Origin of the sequence: Comamonas resistens, assembly GCF_030064165.1 — a bacterium.
Lineage (GTDB): Bacteria > Pseudomonadota > Gammaproteobacteria > Burkholderiales > Burkholderiaceae_C > Comamonas > Comamonas resistens.
The window spans coordinates 535,127-557,321 of the sequence record NZ_CP125947.1 but is presented as its reverse complement, the minus strand read 5'-3'; the positions used below and the strand labels follow the sequence as shown (position 1 = coordinate 557,321).

At 55.0% G+C, this 22,195-nt stretch carries 8 protein-coding genes, 6 tRNA genes and 7 rRNA genes; 1 reads left to right on the top strand and 20 read right to left on the bottom strand.

Features of this window, described 5'->3' with window-relative positions:
• Positions 1–7: 7 nt before the first annotated feature.
• The 13 genes from QMY55_RS02565 to QMY55_RS02505 form a co-directional block, all read right to left on the bottom strand.
• Positions 8–83, bottom strand: a tRNA-Ala gene (locus QMY55_RS02565).
• Positions 84–113: 30 nt separating this feature from the next.
• A tRNA-Ile gene (locus QMY55_RS02560) sits at positions 114–190 on the bottom strand.
• A 106-nt stretch (positions 191–296) separates the two neighbouring features.
• Positions 297–1,831 (bottom strand): 16S ribosomal RNA (locus QMY55_RS02555).
• A 349-nt stretch (positions 1,832–2,180) separates the two neighbouring features.
• Positions 2,181–2,293: ribosomal RNA gene (gene rrf, locus QMY55_RS02550) — 5S ribosomal RNA — on the bottom strand.
• Between the two features lie 175 nt (positions 2,294–2,468).
• Positions 2,469–5,346, bottom strand: a 23S ribosomal RNA gene (locus tag QMY55_RS02545).
• Positions 5,347–5,713: 367 nt separating this feature from the next.
• A tRNA-Ala gene (locus QMY55_RS02540) sits at positions 5,714–5,789 on the bottom strand.
• Between the two features lie 30 nt (positions 5,790–5,819).
• Positions 5,820–5,896 (bottom strand) — tRNA-Ile (locus tag QMY55_RS02535).
• A gap of 106 nt (positions 5,897–6,002) precedes the next feature.
• A 16S ribosomal RNA gene (locus QMY55_RS02530) occupies positions 6,003–7,537 on the bottom strand.
• A gap of 349 nt (positions 7,538–7,886) precedes the next feature.
• Positions 7,887–7,999: ribosomal RNA gene (gene rrf / locus QMY55_RS02525) — 5S ribosomal RNA — on the bottom strand.
• A 175-nt stretch (positions 8,000–8,174) separates the two neighbouring features.
• Positions 8,175–11,052 (bottom strand): 23S ribosomal RNA (locus QMY55_RS02520).
• A gap of 367 nt (positions 11,053–11,419) precedes the next feature.
• Positions 11,420–11,495: transfer RNA gene (locus tag QMY55_RS02515), tRNA-Ala, on the bottom strand.
• A gap of 30 nt (positions 11,496–11,525) precedes the next feature.
• Positions 11,526–11,602 (bottom strand) — tRNA-Ile (locus tag QMY55_RS02510).
• A 106-nt stretch (positions 11,603–11,708) separates the two neighbouring features.
• Positions 11,709–13,243 (bottom strand): 16S ribosomal RNA (locus tag QMY55_RS02505).
• The 16S, 23S and 5S rRNA genes sit together here with 6 tRNA genes alongside, the layout of an rRNA operon.
• 466 nt (positions 13,244–13,709) lie before the next feature.
• On the opposite strand from QMY55_RS02505, the gene QMY55_RS02500 reads away from it, so the two are divergent.
• Entirely contained in the window at positions 13,710–15,602 is a 1,893-nt protein-coding gene (locus QMY55_RS02500; protein ID WP_283487140.1) for an ATP-binding cassette domain-containing protein, read from the top strand.
• A gap of 114 nt (positions 15,603–15,716) precedes the next feature.
• On the opposite strand, the gene QMY55_RS02495 is transcribed toward QMY55_RS02500, so the two are convergent.
• The 7 genes from QMY55_RS02495 to QMY55_RS02465 form a co-directional block, all read right to left on the bottom strand.
• The gene (locus tag QMY55_RS02495) at positions 15,717–16,826 is read right to left on the bottom strand and encodes a protein-glutamate methylesterase/protein-glutamine glutaminase (protein ID WP_283488867.1); all 1,110 of its coding nucleotides are present in this window, start codon (positions 16,824–16,826) and stop codon (positions 15,717–15,719) included.
• A gap of 16 nt (positions 16,827–16,842) precedes the next feature.
• Positions 16,843–17,520 (bottom strand): chemoreceptor glutamine deamidase CheD, encoded by a 678-nt coding sequence (gene cheD, locus QMY55_RS02490; protein WP_283487139.1) that lies wholly within the window; start codon positions 17,518–17,520, stop codon positions 16,843–16,845.
• A 78-nt stretch (positions 17,521–17,598) separates the two neighbouring features.
• Entirely contained in the window at positions 17,599–18,474 is an 876-nt protein-coding gene (locus QMY55_RS02485) for a CheR family methyltransferase (protein WP_283487138.1), read from the bottom strand.
• Between the two features lie 56 nt (positions 18,475–18,530).
• Positions 18,531–19,019, bottom strand: coding sequence for a chemotaxis protein CheW (locus QMY55_RS02480; RefSeq protein WP_283487137.1), 489 nt, complete (start codon positions 19,017–19,019; stop codon positions 18,531–18,533).
• Between the two features lie 61 nt (positions 19,020–19,080).
• On the bottom strand, positions 19,081–21,270 hold the full coding sequence (locus QMY55_RS02475; protein ID WP_283487136.1) for a chemotaxis protein CheW: 2,190 nt from the start codon (positions 21,268–21,270) through the stop codon (positions 19,081–19,083).
• Between the two features lie 33 nt (positions 21,271–21,303).
• Positions 21,304–21,666, bottom strand: coding sequence for a response regulator (locus tag QMY55_RS02470; protein WP_283487135.1), 363 nt, complete (start codon positions 21,664–21,666; stop codon positions 21,304–21,306).
• 42 nt (positions 21,667–21,708) lie between these two features.
• Positions 21,709–22,155, bottom strand: coding sequence for a hypothetical protein (locus QMY55_RS02465; RefSeq protein WP_283487134.1), 447 nt, complete (start codon positions 22,153–22,155; stop codon positions 21,709–21,711).
• Between the last annotated feature and the right edge of the window lie 40 nt (positions 22,156–22,195).

The window sequence follows — 22,195 nt, the reverse complement described above, 5'->3', positions numbered from 1 at the left end:
CCGTTTTTGGTGGAGGATGACGGGATCGAACCGACGACCCCCTGCTTGCAAAGCAGGTGCTCTCCCAGCTGAGCTAATCCCCCGGGATCCTTCTCACCAGACATTGGAATTTTTGGTGGGTCTAGTTGGGCTCGAACCAACGACCCCTGCGTTATCAACACAGTGCTCTAACCAGCTGAGCTACAGACCCATTCCAATTCCTCGCCCCTCTCGAATTGCTTCGATCAGTGCCAGGCCTTGGCTTGTTCCAACAACCGATAAGTGTGGACGTTCAATTTTAAGCAGCGTTTTTCCAGAAAGGAGGTGATCCAGCCGCACCTTCCGATACGGCTACCTTGTTACGACTTCACCCCAGTCACGAACCCCGCCGTGGTAAGCGCCCTCCTTGCGGTTAGGCTACCTACTTCTGGCGAGACCCGCTCCCATGGTGTGACGGGCGGTGTGTACAAGACCCGGGAACGTATTCACCGTGACATTCTGATCCACGATTACTAGCGATTCCGACTTCACGCAGTCGAGTTGCAGACTGCGATCCGGACTACGACTGGCTTTATGGGATTAGCTCCCCCTCGCGGGTTGGCAACCCTTTGTACCAGCCATTGTATGACGTGTGTAGCCCCACCTATAAGGGCCATGAGGACTTGACGTCATCCCCACCTTCCTCCGGTTTGTCACCGGCAGTCCCATTAGAGTGCTCAACTGAATGTAGCAACTAATGGCAAGGGTTGCGCTCGTTGCGGGACTTAACCCAACATCTCACGACACGAGCTGACGACAGCCATGCAGCACCTGTGTTACGGTTCTCTTTCGAGCACGAAACCATCTCTGGTAACTTCCGTACATGTCAAAGGTGGGTAAGGTTTTTCGCGTTGCATCGAATTAAACCACATCATCCACCGCTTGTGCGGGTCCCCGTCAATTCCTTTGAGTTTCAACCTTGCGGCCGTACTCCCCAGGCGGTCAACTTCACGCGTTAGCTTCGTTACTGAGTCAGTTAAGACCCAACAACCAGTTGACATCGTTTAGGGCGTGGACTACCAGGGTATCTAATCCTGTTTGCTCCCCACGCTTTCGTGCATGAGCGTCAGTGCAGGCCCAGGGGATTGCCTTCGCCATCGGTGTTCCTCCGCATATCTACGCATTTCACTGCTACACGCGGAATTCCATCCCCCTCTGCCGCACTCTAGCCTTGCAGTCACAATGGCAGTTCCCAGGTTGAGCCCGGGGATTTCACCACTGTCTTACAAAACCGCCTGCGCACGCTTTACGCCCAGTAATTCCGATTAACGCTTGCACCCTACGTATTACCGCGGCTGCTGGCACGTAGTTAGCCGGTGCTTATTCTTACGGTACCGTCATGACCCGAGGATATTAGCCTCAGGCTTTTCGTTCCGTACAAAAGCAGTTTACAACCCGAGGGCCTTCATCCTGCACGCGGCATTGCTGGATCAGGCTTGCGCCCATTGTCCAAAATTCCCCACTGCTGCCTCCCGTAGGAGTCTGGGCCGTGTCTCAGTCCCAGTGTGGCTGGTCGTCCTCTCAGACCAGCTACAGATCGCAGGCTTGGTAAGCCTTTACCCCACCAACTACCTAATCTGCCATCAGCCGCTCTAGTAGCACAAGGCCCGAAGGTCCCCTGCTTTCATCCGTAGATCTCATGCGGTATTAGCCACTCTTTCGAGTAGTTATCCCCCACTACTAGGCACGTTCCGATGTATTACTCACCCGTTCGCCACTCGCCACCAGACCGAAGTCCGTGCTGCCGTTCGACTTGCATGTGTAAAGCATGCCGCCAGCGTTCAATCTGAGCCAGGATCAAACTCTATAGTTCGATCTTGAATTTAAAGTCTTTCGACTGCTCATTCACTTGACGGAAATCAGAAGATAAATCTTCTTTATTACTGTTTTTGTGAACGTTTGATAACTCCGAAGAGTTTGTTCCGTAGAACTGGCTGCTTGCCACCAAACGCCCACGCTTATCGGCTGTATTTTTTTAAGGAACCGAGACAAAATCAGCCAAAACCAATTTCAAATCTCGTTGCTTGCTGCGATCAGCGAAGCCTTGCATTGTAGCACAGTTTTCACGGCGCTTTTAGAACGCTTTTGCGTTTTCTTCTCACACCTCTTGCCGAAGAGAGAGAAGAAAACGCCTGGCGTGAGCCAGGCGTTTTGGCGTAAGAGCCTGACGATGACCTACTTTCACACGGGAACCCGCACTATCATCGGCGCAAATTCGTTTCACTGTCCTGTTCGGGATGGGAAGGAGTGGTACCAAATCGCTATGGTCATCAGGCATAAACTTTTTGTCGGATCGATCGCTTGGGCATTAACTTCTTAATCCCTTACTCTCTCTCCAACGAATTCATAGAGTCTTCTATCAGCTTTTCGATTGCGCCATCACTTGGCATAACTTGAACGATCTTTCGATCCATTCCGTCTTCATTTTCTGAGCTTCAACCCAAAGTTATAGGGTCAAGCCGCACGGGCAATTAGTACTGGTTAGCTTAACGCATTACTGCGCTTCCACACCCAGCCTATCAACGTCGTGGTCTACAACGACCCTTCAGGGGGCTCAAGGCCCCGGCAGATCTCATCTTGAAACGAGTTTCCCGCTTAGATGCTTTCAGCGGTTATCTCTTCCACACTTAGCTACCCTGCGATGCCACTGGCGTGACAACAGGTACACCAGAGGTGTGTCCACTCCGGTCCTCTCGTACTAGGAGCAGGCTTCCTCAAATCTGCAGCGCCCACGGAAGATAGGGACCAAACTGTCTCACGACGTTTTAAACCCAGCTCACGTACCTCTTTAAATGGCGAACAGCCATACCCTTGGGACCGACTACAGCCCCAGGATGAGATGAGCCGACATCGAGGTGCCAAACACCGCCGTCGATATGAACTCTTGGGCGGTATCAGCCTGTTATCCCCAGAGTACCTTTTATCCGTTGAGCGATGGCCCTTCCATACAGAACCACCGGATCACTATGTCCTGCTTTCGCATCTGCTCGACTTGTCAGTCTCGCAGTTAAGCACGCTTATGCCATTGCACTATCGTCACGATGTCCGACCGTAACTAGCGTACCTTCGAACTCCTCCGTTACGCTTTGGGAGGAGACCGCCCCAGTCAAACTGCCTACCATGCACTGTCCCCGATCCAGATAATGGACCTAGGTTAGAACCTCAAACGCACCAGGGTGGTATTTCAACGTTGGCTCCATGCGATCTAGCGACCGCACTTCAAAGCCTCCCACCTATCCTACACAGATCCGTTCAAAGTCCAATACAAAGCTACAGTAAAGGTTCATGGGGTCTTTCCGTCTTTCCGCGGGGAGATTGCATCATCACAAACATTTCAACTTCGCTGAGTCTCAGGAGGAGACAGTGTGGCCATCGTTACGCCATTCGTGCAGGTCGGAACTTACCCGACAAGGAATTTCGCTACCTTAGGACCGTTATAGTTACGGCCGCCGTTTACTGGGACTTCAATCAAGAGCTTGCACCCCATCATTTAATCTTCCAGCACCGGGCAGGCGTCACACCCTATACGTCCACTTTCGTGTTTGCAGAGTGCTGTGTTTTTATTAAACAGTCGCAGCCACCAATTTTTTGCAACCCCTTTTAGCTCCGTTTGTTCAACTTCACTGACTTGGGGTACACCTTCTCCCGAAGTTACGGTGTCAATTTGCCGAGTTCCTTCTCCTGAGTTCTCTCAAGCGCCTTAGAATACTCATCTCGCGCACCAGTGTCGGTTTGCGGTACGGTCGTCAATAGCTGAAGCTTAGTGGCTTTTCCTGGAAGCAGGGTATCACTCACTTCGTCTGCAAGCAGACTCGTTATCACCCCTCATCTCAGCCTGGCGGATTTGCCTACCAGGCACGACTACAGGCTTGAACCAACATATCCAACAGTTGGCTGAGCTAACCTTCTCCGTCCCCACATCGCACTATTGATCGGTACAGGAATATTGACCTGTTTCCCATCAGCTACGCATCTCTGCCTCGCCTTAGGGGCCGACTCACCCTACGCCGATGAACGTTGCGTAGGAAACCTTGCGCTTACGGCGAGGGGGCTTTTCACCCCCTTTAACGCTACTCATGTCAGCATTCGCACTTCTGATACCTCCAGCATCCGTTACCAGACACCTTCACAGGCTTACAGAACGCTCTCCTACCACGCACAGTAAACTGTGCATCCGCAGCTTCGGTAACTGGCTTAGCCCCGTTACATCTTCCGCGCAGGACGACTCGATCAGTGAGCTATTACGCTTTCTTTAAATGATGGCTGCTTCTAAGCCAACATCCTGACTGTTTTAGCCTTCCCACTTCGTTTCCCACTTAGCCAATTTTAGGGACCTTAGCTGGCGGTCTGGGTTGTTTCCCTCTTGAGTCCGGACGTTAGCACCCGGTGCTCTGTCTCCCAAGCTGTACTCGTCGGTATTCGGAGTTTGCATAGGTTTGGTAAGTCGCCATGACCCCCTAGCCTAAACAGTGCTCTACCCCCGACGGTAATACTTGAGGCACTACCTAAATAGTTTTCGGAGAGAACCAGCTATTTCCAAGTTTGTTTAGCCTTTCACCCCTATCCACAGCTCATCCCCTAATTTTGCAACATTAGTGGGTTCGGACCTCCAGTACCTGTTACGGCACCTTCATCCTGGCCATGGATAGATCACTTGGTTTCGGGTCTACACCCAGCGACTAGTCGCCCTATTCGGACTCGATTTCTCTTCGCCTCCCCTATTCGGTTAAGCTTGCCACTGAATGTAAGTCGCTGACCCATTATACAAAAGGTACGCCGTCACCCCGAAGGGCTCCGACTTTTTGTAAGCATACGGTTTCAGGATCTATTTCACTCCCCTCCCGGGGTTCTTTTCGCCTTTCCCTCACGGTACTGGTTCACTATCGGTCGATGATGAGTATTTAGCCTTGGAGGATGGTCCCCCCATATTCAGACAGGGTTTCTCGTGCCCCGCCCTACTTGTCTGCAGCCTAGTACCACCGATCGGTTTTCACATACGGGACTATCACCCACTATGGTCGGCCTTTCCATGCCGTTTTGTTAACCGATCGACTATCACTGCAAGGCTCTTCCGAATTCGCTCGCCACTACTATCGGAATCTCGGTTGATGTCTTTTCCTCTGGGTACTTAGATGTTTCAGTTCTCCAGGTTCGCTTCGCATACCTATGTATTCAGTATGCGATACCTCTTGCGAGGTGGGTTCCCCCATTCAGAAATCTCCGGATCAAAGCTTATTTGCCAGCTCCCCGAAGCTTATCGCAGGCTATCACGTCTTTCGTCGCCTATCATCGCCAAGGCATCCACCATATGCTCTTAGTCACTTGACCCTATAACTTTGATGCCTCTTGCGAAGCACAAAGCTCTAGATTTCAAAGACTGGTGAGGTCTTGCACCTCACGCGTTATGCCGTAATGTGAATATCTTTGGCTGCATCTTTCAATGCAGCTTAGAGAATATTCGTCATTACTAGATAATTTCGCATTCGCAAAATATCTGTTTTGACGCAATCAAAATGTTGCTGGCGGCACGGTGCGAATATCTTTCGATTTCGCTTTCCACCAGCAACGCTGATTTCGACTCTATGAATTTTTAAAGAACAGCCTATTGAGATGTATCTCAATACAAAAGCAGTCTGACGCAGACTGCTTTTGTATTGGGAAGCCTTCGATTGTAGCACTTTTAGTGCGCCGTTTTTGGTGGAGGATGACGGGATCGAACCGACGACCCCCTGCTTGCAAAGCAGGTGCTCTCCCAGCTGAGCTAATCCCCCGGGATCCTTCTCACCAGACATTGGAATTTTTGGTGGGTCTAGTTGGGCTCGAACCAACGACCCCTGCGTTATCAACACAGTGCTCTAACCAGCTGAGCTACAGACCCATTCCAATTCCTCGCCCCTCTCGAATTGCTTCGATCAGTGCCAGGCCTTGGCTTGTTCCAACAACCGATAAGTGTGGACGTTCAATTTTAAGCAGCGTTTTTCCAGAAAGGAGGTGATCCAGCCGCACCTTCCGATACGGCTACCTTGTTACGACTTCACCCCAGTCACGAACCCCGCCGTGGTAAGCGCCCTCCTTGCGGTTAGGCTACCTACTTCTGGCGAGACCCGCTCCCATGGTGTGACGGGCGGTGTGTACAAGACCCGGGAACGTATTCACCGTGACATTCTGATCCACGATTACTAGCGATTCCGACTTCACGCAGTCGAGTTGCAGACTGCGATCCGGACTACGACTGGCTTTATGGGATTAGCTCCCCCTCGCGGGTTGGCAACCCTTTGTACCAGCCATTGTATGACGTGTGTAGCCCCACCTATAAGGGCCATGAGGACTTGACGTCATCCCCACCTTCCTCCGGTTTGTCACCGGCAGTCCCATTAGAGTGCTCAACTGAATGTAGCAACTAATGGCAAGGGTTGCGCTCGTTGCGGGACTTAACCCAACATCTCACGACACGAGCTGACGACAGCCATGCAGCACCTGTGTTACGGTTCTCTTTCGAGCACGAAACCATCTCTGGTAACTTCCGTACATGTCAAAGGTGGGTAAGGTTTTTCGCGTTGCATCGAATTAAACCACATCATCCACCGCTTGTGCGGGTCCCCGTCAATTCCTTTGAGTTTCAACCTTGCGGCCGTACTCCCCAGGCGGTCAACTTCACGCGTTAGCTTCGTTACTGAGTCAGTTAAGACCCAACAACCAGTTGACATCGTTTAGGGCGTGGACTACCAGGGTATCTAATCCTGTTTGCTCCCCACGCTTTCGTGCATGAGCGTCAGTGCAGGCCCAGGGGATTGCCTTCGCCATCGGTGTTCCTCCGCATATCTACGCATTTCACTGCTACACGCGGAATTCCATCCCCCTCTGCCGCACTCTAGCCTTGCAGTCACAATGGCAGTTCCCAGGTTGAGCCCGGGGATTTCACCACTGTCTTACAAAACCGCCTGCGCACGCTTTACGCCCAGTAATTCCGATTAACGCTTGCACCCTACGTATTACCGCGGCTGCTGGCACGTAGTTAGCCGGTGCTTATTCTTACGGTACCGTCATGACCCGAGGATATTAGCCTCAGGCTTTTCGTTCCGTACAAAAGCAGTTTACAACCCGAGGGCCTTCATCCTGCACGCGGCATTGCTGGATCAGGCTTGCGCCCATTGTCCAAAATTCCCCACTGCTGCCTCCCGTAGGAGTCTGGGCCGTGTCTCAGTCCCAGTGTGGCTGGTCGTCCTCTCAGACCAGCTACAGATCGCAGGCTTGGTAAGCCTTTACCCCACCAACTACCTAATCTGCCATCAGCCGCTCTAGTAGCACAAGGCCCGAAGGTCCCCTGCTTTCATCCGTAGATCTCATGCGGTATTAGCCACTCTTTCGAGTAGTTATCCCCCACTACTAGGCACGTTCCGATGTATTACTCACCCGTTCGCCACTCGCCACCAGACCGAAGTCCGTGCTGCCGTTCGACTTGCATGTGTAAAGCATGCCGCCAGCGTTCAATCTGAGCCAGGATCAAACTCTATAGTTCGATCTTGAATTTAAAGTCTTTCGACTGCTCATTCACTTGACGGAAATCAGAAGATAAATCTTCTTTATTACTGTTTTTGTGAACGTTTGATAACTCCGAAGAGTTTGTTCCGTAGAACTGGCTGCTTGCCACCAAACGCCCACGCTTATCGGCTGTATTTTTTTAAGGAACCGAGACAAAATCAGCCAAAACCAATTTCAAATCTCGTTGCTTGCTGCGATCAGCGAAGCCTTGCATTGTAGCACAGTTTTCACGGCGCTTTTAGAACGCTTTTGCGTTTTCTTCTCACACCTCTTGCCGAAGAGAGAGAAGAAAACGCCTGGCGTGAGCCAGGCGTTTTGGCGTAAGAGCCTGACGATGACCTACTTTCACACGGGAACCCGCACTATCATCGGCGCAAATTCGTTTCACTGTCCTGTTCGGGATGGGAAGGAGTGGTACCAAATCGCTATGGTCATCAGGCATAAACTTTTTGTCGGATCGATCGCTTGGGCATTAACTTCTTAATCCCTTACTCTCTCTCCAACGAATTCATAGAGTCTTCTATCAGCTTTTCGATTGCGCCATCACTTGGCATAACTTGAACGATCTTTCGATCCATTCCGTCTTCATTTTCTGAGCTTCAACCCAAAGTTATAGGGTCAAGCCGCACGGGCAATTAGTACTGGTTAGCTTAACGCATTACTGCGCTTCCACACCCAGCCTATCAACGTCGTGGTCTACAACGACCCTTCAGGGGGCTCAAGGCCCCGGCAGATCTCATCTTGAAACGAGTTTCCCGCTTAGATGCTTTCAGCGGTTATCTCTTCCACACTTAGCTACCCTGCGATGCCACTGGCGTGACAACAGGTACACCAGAGGTGTGTCCACTCCGGTCCTCTCGTACTAGGAGCAGGCTTCCTCAAATCTGCAGCGCCCACGGAAGATAGGGACCAAACTGTCTCACGACGTTTTAAACCCAGCTCACGTACCTCTTTAAATGGCGAACAGCCATACCCTTGGGACCGACTACAGCCCCAGGATGAGATGAGCCGACATCGAGGTGCCAAACACCGCCGTCGATATGAACTCTTGGGCGGTATCAGCCTGTTATCCCCAGAGTACCTTTTATCCGTTGAGCGATGGCCCTTCCATACAGAACCACCGGATCACTATGTCCTGCTTTCGCATCTGCTCGACTTGTCAGTCTCGCAGTTAAGCACGCTTATGCCATTGCACTATCGTCACGATGTCCGACCGTAACTAGCGTACCTTCGAACTCCTCCGTTACGCTTTGGGAGGAGACCGCCCCAGTCAAACTGCCTACCATGCACTGTCCCCGATCCAGATAATGGACCTAGGTTAGAACCTCAAACGCACCAGGGTGGTATTTCAACGTTGGCTCCATGCGATCTAGCGACCGCACTTCAAAGCCTCCCACCTATCCTACACAGATCCGTTCAAAGTCCAATACAAAGCTACAGTAAAGGTTCATGGGGTCTTTCCGTCTTTCCGCGGGGAGATTGCATCATCACAAACATTTCAACTTCGCTGAGTCTCAGGAGGAGACAGTGTGGCCATCGTTACGCCATTCGTGCAGGTCGGAACTTACCCGACAAGGAATTTCGCTACCTTAGGACCGTTATAGTTACGGCCGCCGTTTACTGGGACTTCAATCAAGAGCTTGCACCCCATCATTTAATCTTCCAGCACCGGGCAGGCGTCACACCCTATACGTCCACTTTCGTGTTTGCAGAGTGCTGTGTTTTTATTAAACAGTCGCAGCCACCAATTTTTTGCAACCCCTTTTAGCTCCGTTTGTTCAACTTCACTGACTTGGGGTACACCTTCTCCCGAAGTTACGGTGTCAATTTGCCGAGTTCCTTCTCCTGAGTTCTCTCAAGCGCCTTAGAATACTCATCTCGCGCACCAGTGTCGGTTTGCGGTACGGTCGTCAATAGCTGAAGCTTAGTGGCTTTTCCTGGAAGCAGGGTATCACTCACTTCGTCTGCAAGCAGACTCGTTATCACCCCTCATCTCAGCCTGGCGGATTTGCCTACCAGGCACGACTACAGGCTTGAACCAACATATCCAACAGTTGGCTGAGCTAACCTTCTCCGTCCCCACATCGCACTATTGATCGGTACAGGAATATTGACCTGTTTCCCATCAGCTACGCATCTCTGCCTCGCCTTAGGGGCCGACTCACCCTACGCCGATGAACGTTGCGTAGGAAACCTTGCGCTTACGGCGAGGGGGCTTTTCACCCCCTTTAACGCTACTCATGTCAGCATTCGCACTTCTGATACCTCCAGCATCCGTTACCAGACACCTTCACAGGCTTACAGAACGCTCTCCTACCACGCACAGTAAACTGTGCATCCGCAGCTTCGGTAACTGGCTTAGCCCCGTTACATCTTCCGCGCAGGACGACTCGATCAGTGAGCTATTACGCTTTCTTTAAATGATGGCTGCTTCTAAGCCAACATCCTGACTGTTTTAGCCTTCCCACTTCGTTTCCCACTTAGCCAATTTTAGGGACCTTAGCTGGCGGTCTGGGTTGTTTCCCTCTTGAGTCCGGACGTTAGCACCCGGTGCTCTGTCTCCCAAGCTGTACTCGTCGGTATTCGGAGTTTGCATAGGTTTGGTAAGTCGCCATGACCCCCTAGCCTAAACAGTGCTCTACCCCCGACGGTAATACTTGAGGCACTACCTAAATAGTTTTCGGAGAGAACCAGCTATTTCCAAGTTTGTTTAGCCTTTCACCCCTATCCACAGCTCATCCCCTAATTTTGCAACATTAGTGGGTTCGGACCTCCAGTACCTGTTACGGCACCTTCATCCTGGCCATGGATAGATCACTTGGTTTCGGGTCTACACCCAGCGACTAGTCGCCCTATTCGGACTCGATTTCTCTTCGCCTCCCCTATTCGGTTAAGCTTGCCACTGAATGTAAGTCGCTGACCCATTATACAAAAGGTACGCCGTCACCCCGAAGGGCTCCGACTTTTTGTAAGCATACGGTTTCAGGATCTATTTCACTCCCCTCCCGGGGTTCTTTTCGCCTTTCCCTCACGGTACTGGTTCACTATCGGTCGATGATGAGTATTTAGCCTTGGAGGATGGTCCCCCCATATTCAGACAGGGTTTCTCGTGCCCCGCCCTACTTGTCTGCAGCCTAGTACCACCGATCGGTTTTCACATACGGGACTATCACCCACTATGGTCGGCCTTTCCATGCCGTTTTGTTAACCGATCGACTATCACTGCAAGGCTCTTCCGAATTCGCTCGCCACTACTATCGGAATCTCGGTTGATGTCTTTTCCTCTGGGTACTTAGATGTTTCAGTTCTCCAGGTTCGCTTCGCATACCTATGTATTCAGTATGCGATACCTCTTGCGAGGTGGGTTCCCCCATTCAGAAATCTCCGGATCAAAGCTTATTTGCCAGCTCCCCGAAGCTTATCGCAGGCTATCACGTCTTTCGTCGCCTATCATCGCCAAGGCATCCACCATATGCTCTTAGTCACTTGACCCTATAACTTTGATGCCTCTTGCGAAGCACAAAGCTCTAGATTTCAAAGACTGGTGAGGTCTTGCACCTCACGCGTTATGCCGTAATGTGAATATCTTTGGCTGCATCTTTCAATGCAGCTTAGAGAATATTCGTCATTACTAGATAATTTCGCATTCGCAAAATATCTGTTTTGACGCAATCAAAATGTTGCTGGCGGCACGGTGCGAATATCTTTCGATTTCGCTTTCCACCAGCAACGCTGATTTCGACTCTATGAATTTTTAAAGAACAGCCTATTGAGATGTATCTCAATACAAAAGCAGTCTGACGCAGACTGCTTTTGTATTGGGAAGCCTTCGATTGTAGCACTTTTAGTGCGCCGTTTTTGGTGGAGGATGACGGGATCGAACCGACGACCCCCTGCTTGCAAAGCAGGTGCTCTCCCAGCTGAGCTAATCCCCCGGGATCCTTCTCACCAGACATTGGAATTTTTGGTGGGTCTAGTTGGGCTCGAACCAACGACCCCTGCGTTATCAACACAGTGCTCTAACCAGCTGAGCTACAGACCCATTCCAATTCCTCGCCCCTCTCGAATTGCTTCGATCAGTGCCAGGCCTTGGCTTGTTCCAACAACCGATAAGTGTGGACGTTCAATTTTAAGCAGCGTTTTTCCAGAAAGGAGGTGATCCAGCCGCACCTTCCGATACGGCTACCTTGTTACGACTTCACCCCAGTCACGAACCCCGCCGTGGTAAGCGCCCTCCTTGCGGTTAGGCTACCTACTTCTGGCGAGACCCGCTCCCATGGTGTGACGGGCGGTGTGTACAAGACCCGGGAACGTATTCACCGTGACATTCTGATCCACGATTACTAGCGATTCCGACTTCACGCAGTCGAGTTGCAGACTGCGATCCGGACTACGACTGGCTTTATGGGATTAGCTCCCCCTCGCGGGTTGGCAACCCTTTGTACCAGCCATTGTATGACGTGTGTAGCCCCACCTATAAGGGCCATGAGGACTTGACGTCATCCCCACCTTCCTCCGGTTTGTCACCGGCAGTCCCATTAGAGTGCTCAACTGAATGTAGCAACTAATGGCAAGGGTTGCGCTCGTTGCGGGACTTAACCCAACATCTCACGACACGAGCTGACGACAGCCATGCAGCACCTGTGTTACGGTTCTCTTTCGAGCACGAAACCATCTCTGGTAACTTCCGTACATGTCAAAGGTGGGTAAGGTTTTTCGCGTTGCATCGAATTAAACCACATCATCCACCGCTTGTGCGGGTCCCCGTCAATTCCTTTGAGTTTCAACCTTGCGGCCGTACTCCCCAGGCGGTCAACTTCACGCGTTAGCTTCGTTACTGAGTCAGTTAAGACCCAACAACCAGTTGACATCGTTTAGGGCGTGGACTACCAGGGTATCTAATCCTGTTTGCTCCCCACGCTTTCGTGCATGAGCGTCAGTGCAGGCCCAGGGGATTGCCTTCGCCATCGGTGTTCCTCCGCATATCTACGCATTTCACTGCTACACGCGGAATTCCATCCCCCTCTGCCGCACTCTAGCCTTGCAGTCACAATGGCAGTTCCCAGGTTGAGCCCGGGGATTTCACCACTGTCTTACAAAACCGCCTGCGCACGCTTTACGCCCAGTAATTCCGATTAACGCTTGCACCCTACGTATTACCGCGGCTGCTGGCACGTAGTTAGCCGGTGCTTATTCTTACGGTACCGTCATGACCCGAGGATATTAGCCTCAGGCTTTTCGTTCCGTACAAAAGCAGTTTACAACCCGAGGGCCTTCATCCTGCACGCGGCATTGCTGGATCAGGCTTGCGCCCATTGTCCAAAATTCCCCACTGCTGCCTCCCGTAGGAGTCTGGGCCGTGTCTCAGTCCCAGTGTGGCTGGTCGTCCTCTCAGACCAGCTACAGATCGCAGGCTTGGTAAGCCTTTACCCCACCAACTACCTAATCTGCCATCAGCCGCTCTAGTAGCACAAGGCCCGAAGGTCCCCTGCTTTCATCCGTAGATCTCATGCGGTATTAGCCACTCTTTCGAGTAGTTATCCCCCACTACTAGGCACGTTCCGATGTATTACTCACCCGTTCGCCACTCGCCACCAGACCGAAGTCCGTGCTGCCGTTCGACTTGCATGTGTAAAGCATGCCGCCAGCGTTCAATCTGAGCCAGGATCAAACTCTATAGTTCGATCTTGAATTTAAAGTCTTTCGACTGCTCATTCACTTGACGGAAATCAGAAGATAAATCTTCTTTATTACTGTTTTTGTGAACGTTTGATAACTCCGAAGAGTTTGTTCCGTAGAACTGGCTGCTTGCCACCAAACGCCCACGCTTATCGGCTGTATTTTTTTAAGGAACCGAGACAAAATCAGCCAAAACCAATTTCAAATCTCGTTGCTTGCTGCGATCAGCGAAGCCTTGCATTGTAGCACAGTTTTCAAAGCTGTTTCGCAATTTCTTTGAGAGCTTGCGAGGCAGTTGTTTGCTGCGATGGATTGAACTATAGCATAGGTGAAACCCTAGGCCGCCATTTTTTGACACAAAAACTTCATGCAGCGACGTGGTCTTTGCTGGCAGCTTGAGGGTTGCAGGAGATAGAGGCAGAGGCCTGACGGCCTCTGCCTCTATGGCATCCATACATAATGCGCGCACGATGGCACTGATTACTTTGTTGGACGCTCAACTGGCGTTCGGGCATGTGGCCCTTCTGGACCACACCACTTTTTCCCTGGAAGCCGGCGAGCGTGTCGGCTTGATTGGCCGTAACGGCGCTGGTAAGTCTTCGCTGCTCAAGATCCTGGGCGGCTTGGCCAAGGCCGATGACGGCCAGCTCCAGGTTCAAAACGGGGTCCGCATTACTTATGTGGCGCAAGAGCCGGATCTGAACCCTGAGCACACGATCTTCGAGTCTGCTTCGGACGGCATTGCAGCGGTGATTGCAATCCGCGAGCGCTATCTGGCGGGCGGTGAAGGCGAGGATCTGGATGCGCTGCAGACGCAGATCGAGGCTTATGACGCCTGGAACTGGGAGCAGCGCGTGGAAGAGACGCTGCAGCGCCTGCATCTGGACCCCACCGCTTTGGTGGGCAGCCTGTCTGGCGGCACCCGCAAGCGCGTGGCATTGGCACAGGCTCTGGTGGCCCGCCCCGACGTGCTGCTGCTGGACGAGCCGACCAACCACCTGGACCTGGATTCGATCGAGTGGCTGGAAGAGCTGCTGATTGCGTTCAAGGGCAGCGTCGTCACCATTACCCACGACCGCAGCTTTCTGGATCGCATTGCGACACGCATCGTGGAACTGGATAGAGGCATTCTGCGCACCTACCCTGGCAATTTTTCCCAGTATGTGCTGCAGAAGGAAGAGCAGCTCAATCAGGAAGCGATCATCAACGCCAAGGCCGACAAGCTGCTGGCCCAGGAAGAGATCTGGATCCGCAAGGGTGTGGAAGCCCGCCGCACCCGCAGCCAAAGCCGTATTTCCCGCCTGCAGGAGCTGCGGGCCAATCGCGCACAGCGCCGCGATGTGCTGGGTGGCGTGAATATGGATATCGCCTCGGGCAAGGGCGACGGCTATCAGGGCAAGATCGTGGCCGAGCTCACCGGTGTCAGCAAGACCTTTGGTGAAAAGAAGATCGTTGAAAGATTCAGCGGCACCATCCTGCGTGGCGACAAGGTGGGCCTGCTGGGGCCGAACGGCGCCGGCAAGACCACCTTGCTCAAGATGATTCTGGGCGAGCTGGCTCCCGACAGCGGTCAGGTACGCCTGGGGGGCAATCTTCAGGTGGCTTACTTCGACCAGATGCGCCACCAGGTGGATCTGGATGCGACCCTGGAGGACTTCATCAGCCCGGGCAGCGAGTGGATCGAGATCGGCAGCCAGAAAAAGCACGTCAAGAGCTATCTGGCCGACTTTCTGTTCTCTCCGGCCCGTGCGCACTCCCCGGTCCGATCGCTGTCTGGCGGCGAGCGCAACCGTTTGCTGCTGGCCCGCCTGTTTGCCCGCCCTGCCAATGTCCTGGTGCTGGACGAGCCGACCAACGACCTCGACATCGAGACGCTGGACATGCTGGAAGAGCTGCTGCAGAACTATGACGGTACGGTCTTCCTCGTCAGCCACGACCGTACCTTCCTGGACAACGTGGTCACCAGCACTATTGCCTGGGAAGGTCCGGGCCACTGGCGTGAATACGAAGGTGGCGTGACGGACTGGATGGAGCAGTCACGCCGCAGCAAGGCGATTGCCGAAGCAGCACAGGCCAAGGCTCAGCCCAAGGAGGAAGCCAAACCGGCGCAAGCCCGTAGCGAAACGCCCGCAGCAACGACTGCCAAGAAAAAGCTCAGCTACAAGGAGCAGCGTGAGCTGGAAGCCCTGCCTGAGCTGATTGCCTCACTGGAGGCCGAGCAGAAGCAGATTCAGGATGCACTGGCCGACGGCAGCCTGTATGCATCCGATAACGCCAAGGCGGTTGCCATGCATCAGCGCGATGCGGAGATTGACGAAGCGCTGATGGAGGCGCTGGAGCGCTGGACGTTGCTGTCCGAATAACGCCTAGCCTATCAATAAGAAGAGCGCCTTACGCTTGTCTTCCATGAGTTTCGGCATATAAAGCACCTGGACTCATTAAACGACAAGCGCAAGGCGCTCTCTTTTTAGATAGCCTCAGATCCGGTGATGGACTTGATCGGATCCGCCACGCAGCCTGCCCAGCAACGCCTGCGCAATCTGTGGCAAGGGCAGTACCTCGTCGGCAGCGCCATGGGCAATCGCTTCACGGGGCATGCCAAAGACTATGCAGCTGGCCTCATCCTGCACCAAGTTGTAGCTACCCGCATTGCGCATCTCGCGCATGGCTGTCGCTCCGTCGGCCCCCATGCCGGTCAGCATGATCCCGTAGGCATTGCGGCCGGCATGAGCGGCCACGGATTTGAACAGCACCTCCACCGATGGCTTGTGACGGTTCACGGGCGGTGCGTCGTCGACTACGGCCACATAGTTGGCGCCACTGCGTGCGATAGAGAAATGCTTACCGCCGGGAGCGATATAGGCATGACCTGGCAGCAGGCGCTCGCCATGCACGGCTTCCTTGACCGTCATCTGACACAGGCTGTTGAGCCGCGCCGCGAAGCTGGTCGTAAAGCCCGGCGGCATATGCTGGGTGATGACAATGGCCGGGCAGTCTGCCGGCAGATGCGTGAGCACTTCACGGATGGCCTCAGTACCGCCGGTCGAGGCACCGATGGCAATGATCTTCTCGGTGGAAATACGTCCCAGCAAACCAGAGACAGGCGCGGGACGGGCCGCAGCGGCGGGCCGGCTTGCAGCGCCAGCTGCCACACCACTGGGAGCAACCGCCAGCCGCCGCACCTGGGCGACGGCTGCCACGCGGATCTTGTCCACAATCTGGCTGGCCAGCTCCTGCAGGCCATTGGCCACACCGACACGGGGCTTGGCCACAAAATCGATGGCACCCAACTCCAGCGCACGCATGGTGACCTCAGCACCGCGCTCGGTCAGCGTGGAGATCATCAGCACGGGCATGGGCCGCAGGGACATGAGCCGCCCCAGAAAGTCAATGCCATCCATGCGGGGCATTTCCACATCCAGCGTAATCACGTCCGGGTTCAACTCGCGAATCATCTCGCGGGCAATCAGCGGGTCATTGGCCGTACCGATGCACTCCATATCATGCTGACGGTTGATGATCTCGGCCAGCAGACTGCGCACCAGCGCGGAGTCGTCCACCACGATCACCCGGATTTTTGGCTTTATCAACGCTCAACCTTCCTCAAAACAAGTCCACCGACCCGCCAGCCGTATTGCGCGCCACCACGGCGGCATTGCCACGGCTGAACTCTTGCTGCACCAGAGCCTCGGGATGGGCATGGGCCAGACGCTTGACCATGGCCTTGCCGGTGGACGGAAAAAATACCACCTTGCGCGGATAGATGTCCAGCACGTCCTGGGAGACGATGGGAATGCGCTCGGTTTGCAGATATTCGGTGACGAACGAGGTATTGCGCTCGCCCACATTCATGGTCGTGAAGTTGGCCATGACCTGACCGCCACCGAAAATCTTGGCCTGCATGGACTCACGCCGTGCGCCCAGTTTGAGCATCTCGTTGATCAGCAATTCCATGGCGTAGGAGCCGTAGCGCCCCGAGACATCGCTGCTGTCCCCATCCGGCAACATGAAATGATTCATGCCGCCAACGCGCATGAAACGGTCCCAGAGACAGGCGGCAATGCAGGAGCCCAGCACCGTGACGATGGTCATATCCTCGCGGGAGACAAAGTACTCACCGGGCAGCACCTTGGCCGCATTGAGCTGGAAATGCGGATCGAAGTAGAAAAACGAGGCTTCGCCGCGCTGGCGTGGCTGACGCTTGAGCTGCTCCAGCGAGGCAGCAGGTGCCGCAGCAGCGGGGTCTGGGTAATCTGCTGCACCATAGTTGTGCACACGCATGGAAGCTCTGCGCTCTATTTTCGCAGCCAGTTCGGCTGAAGGCGGATTCATCATGCGGCAAGCCCTCTCAGTTCAGCCTCATTGGCGCTCATAAACCGTCTTGCCCTTGAGTGCAAACAGGTCACGAGAATCGCTGAAATTTTCAGCATGCCCCACAAACAGCAGGCCACCGGGCTGCATCACGCGATGGATGCGCTCCAGCACACGGCGCTGCGTTGCGGCATCGAAATAAATCATCACGTTGCGGCAGAAAACCACGTCAAAAGACTCACGGAACGTGTAATCGCCCGCAATCAGATTGACGTTGAGAAAGTCCACCATGCGCCGGATCTCGGGCTTGATCCGCACCATGCCTGCATTGGTAGCACGACCCCGCAGAAAGAAACGATGCAGCCGCTCGGTACTCACTCCCTTGAGGTTTTCAGCCCGATAGACCCCGCGCGAGGCAACGTCCAGCACCCGTGAATCGATATCGCTGGCCGTCAGGGCGAAGCTGGCCGATGCGCCCAGGTTCTCCACCGCCGTCATCAGAATCGAGTACGGCTCTTCCCCTGTGGAAGCCGCACTGCACCAGACCTTCCAGCCATTGCCTGCAGGCTTGTGGCTGCGCAGATGCTGGGCCAGGATCTCGAAATGATGGGCCTCGCGGAAGAACGAGGTCAGATTGGTCGTCAGTGCGTTGACGAACTCCTGCCACTCCGGACCGTCGTTGATGGATTCCAGCCAGTCCAGATAGCTGCCGAAGCTGTCATGCCCCGTATCCCGCAACCGGCGCGACAAGCGGCTATAGACCATGGCGTGCTTGCCATCGTGCAGGCTGATACCCGCACGCTTGTAGATCAGCGCCTGCACCCGGGAAAAATCGCGCCCGGACCAGGCAAACTCGCGCCCCTGCGCCAGCGGACCAAATGATGCGCCCAGCGGGGCATCGACCTCTTGGGTGTTTCGAGCCAAAGAGGAAGCAGAGGCGGAATGGCGTTCCGGGTTCAGCACATCGATTCCGGCGCGGCTCAGGCTTCAGAGGCCACCAGGCCCATGTCCACATTGCCCATGAGCTTCTCGATGTCCAGCAGGATCAGCATGCGCTCGCTCACCGATCCCAGACCCAGAATGCAGCCGTTGTCGATGGCGCTCTCGATATCGGGTGCGGGACGAATGGCTTCGGCGGACAGCTCCATCACATCGCTGACCGAATCCACCACGATACCGACCACGCGGCTGCCCAGGTTCAGGATGATGACCACGGTGAAGGCGTTGTACTCGATCTCCGAGCAGTTGAAGCGCAGGCGCATGTCCACGATGGGCACGATGGTGCCGCGCAGGTTGACCACGCCCTTGATGAACTCCGGTGCATTGGCAATTCGGGTCGGCTGTTCGTAGCCACGAATTTCCTGCACCTTGAGGATGTCGATGCCGTATTCCTCCTCGCCCAGGCGGAAGGTCAGGTACTCGCGTGCGCCCGTGGCCACGCCTGCTGCAGTCTTGTTGGTCTGGTTCATTTCAGCTCCTTGAGGCCTAGTGCCATGCGGATGATTGGATTGGCGCTGCGTGGGCAGCGGCTCAATGACGGGTTCTGCGCACCAGGGCGCCGGTGTCCAGGATCAGGGCCACCGAGCCATCCCCCAAAATCGTGGCTCCGGAGACATTGGGAACCTTGCGGTAGTTGCTCTCCAGGTTCTTGACCACCACCTGATGCTGGCCCAGCAGCTCATCCACCAGCAGGGCCACGCGGCTGCCATCGGCCTCGACCACCACCATGATGTTGCTGGTCTTGCTCTCATCGGCGCGCGGCACCTGGAAGGTGCGTTCCAGCGCAATCACCGGCATGTATTCGTCACGAACCTTGACCAGTTGCGTGCCATTGGCCACCGTGTTCACATCGTCGGTATTGACCTGGAAGGACTCCACCACCGACGACAGCGGCAGGATGTAGACCTCGTCCTCCACGCCGACGGACATGCCGTCCATGATGGCCAGGGTCAGCGGCAGCCGCACCGCCACCTTCATGCCCACACCGGCCGTGGATTCGATCTCCACCGTGCCGCCCAGCGAGGTGATATTGCGCTTGACCACATCCATGCCAACGCCACGGCCAGAGACATCGGTCACCACATCGGCCGTGGAAAAGCCTGGCGCGAAAATCAGTTGCCAGACCTCGCTGTCGGGCATGCTGTCGGATACGTCCATGCCGCGCTCGCGCGCCTTGCGCAGAATCTTCTCGCGATTCATGCCCTTGCCGTCGTCACGCACCTCGATGACGATGGAGCCGCCTTGATGCGAAGCCGCCAGCGTCAGCGTGCCGTGCTCGGACTTGCCCGCCGCCAGGCGGTCTTCGGGCAGCTCGATACCGTGATCGACGCTGTTGCGCACCAGATGGGTCAGCGGATCGGTGATCTTTTCGACCAGGCCCTTGTCCAGCTCGGTGGCCTCACCCAATGTGATGAGGTCGATCTTCTTGCCCATCTTGCCGGCCAGATCGCGCAGCATGCGCGGAAAGCGGCTGAACACGGTAGACATGGGAATCATGCGGATCGACATCACCGATTCCTGCAGATCGCGGGTGTTGCGATCCAGGTCGGCCAGCCCCGCCAGCAATTGCTGATAGGCGGCCGGATCCAGCCCCTGGCTATTCTGCGCCAGCATGGCCTGGGTAATGACCAGTTCGCCCACCAGATTGATCAGCTGGTCCACCTTCTTCACATCCACGCGGATGCTGGTGGACTCCATATGAGCAGCGGCCTTGGGCGCAGTTTTTGCAGTATTTTGAGCCGCCAGAGCCTGTCCATTCTGCGCAGACTGCTCTTTATTCAAGAGCAACCCTGGCGCTCCTGGAGAGCCAGGAAAGAAGCCGTAGGCCTCTTCGGGCGGCAGATTATGAGGCGGCAATGCAGCCTCGTCCTGCACGGGCTCAGAGATCTCTTCCGGAGTCTCGGCCTCGATCACGGCCGCAGGCTGCTGCGCATCGCTGATCTGTACTTGTTCCTTGGAGACATGGAAGACAAACAGATCGCGCAGTTCATCGTCGGTCGATGCGGTTCTGACCCGGAACAGACGATAGCCATCGGCTGCGCCGGGCTGGTCCTGTATGGTGCCCAGGCCCGGAATATCGCGGAACAGCTCCTTGATGGCATCCCCCATCTCCAGCTTGCTCAAAGGGCCGATATTGATTTGCAGCGTACGTGCGCCAGCAGGCGGCTCGGTACCGATGACAGCGTCGGAAATGGCAGGCACGGCTTGCGGAACGTGGCTGACCTGGGGCTCGGCGATCACGGCCACAGGCTCCACCGCCGGCTGCTCGGTCGCCACGCTGCCAAGCTGAGGGATTTCCGTCAGCCCCTGAGCCAGGGTCTCGATGCGCATGACCAGCTCGGCCGTGGACATGGGCTCGCCCTCACCTCCGGCCTGATGGCGGGCCAGCAAGCTGCGACTGGCGTCGGCCGACTCCAGCAGCACATCCACCATGGCAGGCACCGGCGTGATCTCGTGACGGCGCAATCGGTCCAGAAGGGACTCCATGCGATGGGTCAGCTCGGTCACATCCGAGAAGCCAAACGTGGCGGCACCTCCCTTGATGGAGTGCGCGCAGCGAAAGATGCCGTTGAGCTCCTCGTCATTGGCCGCAGACAAGTCCAGGCTGAGCAGCATCTGCTCCATCTGGTCGAGGTTCTCGCTCGCTTCCTCGAAAAAGATTTGATAGAACTGGCTCAGGTCAAAGTCTGCGCCTGCGCCATCCTGGTGTAAGTCCGCCATGGTGTTTCCTGCTGTTGTTCTTGGTCTATCGGCTTATCGCAGCACTTTTTGAATGACTTCGATCAATCGGTTGGGGTCGAAAGGCTTGACCAACCATCCCGTAGCCCCCGCAGCACGACCGGCCTGCTTCATCTGATCGCTGGATTCGGTGGTCAAAATAAGGATGGGGGTTCCCTGGAATTTGGGATCCTCGCGCAGCTTGCGCGTCAGGCCGATGCCATCCAGGCGCGGCATGTTCTGGTCGGCCAGTACCAGATCAATGTTCTGCGCTTTCGCTTTTTCAAGCGCATCCACTCCGTCGACGGCTTCCACCACCTTAAAACCTGCACCGGTCAATGTGAAAGACACCATCTTTCGCATCGAGGGGGAATCATCAACAGCCAGAATCGATCGCATGTATAGCTCCAACAGATGGGCAACAGGAAATAGGGTGAAAGGTCAAAACAGCTCCACGGAGCCAGCATCCATCTCGCTTTGCGTGACGGGATTGGGTCTGTCGGGCAGTTGCGGAAGACAGGCGGGCCCGTCTTCTTCCTCGTCCACGCCCATGGTGGCCGCCCCCAGGCGCAGCGCACAGGCTTGCAAGGTGGAGGACATATGGGCAATCAGCTGAGAGGACATGTCGTGAAACTGCAACTCCGTCACCGCCAGACGCAAAGCCTCGCGCGCGCCTTCCAGAACGCCAGCATCAGACTGGCCGTGATGCGACAATTGCCCATTGGCCTCATCGAAACGCTGCAGCAGATTCTGCGTGGCATGGTCGAGCAGACCCTCAAGACGCTGCAAGTCACGCAGCGTGACGAGCAAGGCATCTTGCAGCTCCGCGGCCACCATGACGGGCATGGCGACCGCAGGCACACCCGATGGGTTTTGCGTTGTCTGCATTGTTACTCCAACAGCGATTGGCCTTGCATGACGGGCTGAC

Bases quoted from the DNA above. Each gene is read 5' to 3' on its own strand.
- QMY55_RS02500 (WP_283487140.1), top strand. From the start codon at position 13,710: ATGGCACTGATTACTTTGTTGGACGCTCAACTGGCGTTCGGGCATGTG.
- cheD (WP_283487139.1), bottom strand. From the start codon at position 17,520: ATGCGTGTGCACAACTATGGTGCAGCAGATTACCCAGACCCCGCTGCT.
- QMY55_RS02480 (WP_283487137.1), bottom strand. From the start codon at position 19,019: ATGAACCAGACCAACAAGACTGCAGCAGGCGTGGCCACGGGCGCACGC.
- QMY55_RS02475 (WP_283487136.1), bottom strand. From the start codon at position 21,270: ATGGCGGACTTACACCAGGATGGCGCAGGCGCAGACTTTGACCTGAGC.
- QMY55_RS02470 (WP_283487135.1), bottom strand. From the start codon at position 21,666: ATGCGATCGATTCTGGCTGTTGATGATTCCCCCTCGATGCGAAAGATG.
- QMY55_RS02465 (WP_283487134.1), bottom strand. From the start codon at position 22,155: ATGCAGACAACGCAAAACCCATCGGGTGTGCCTGCGGTCGCCATGCCC.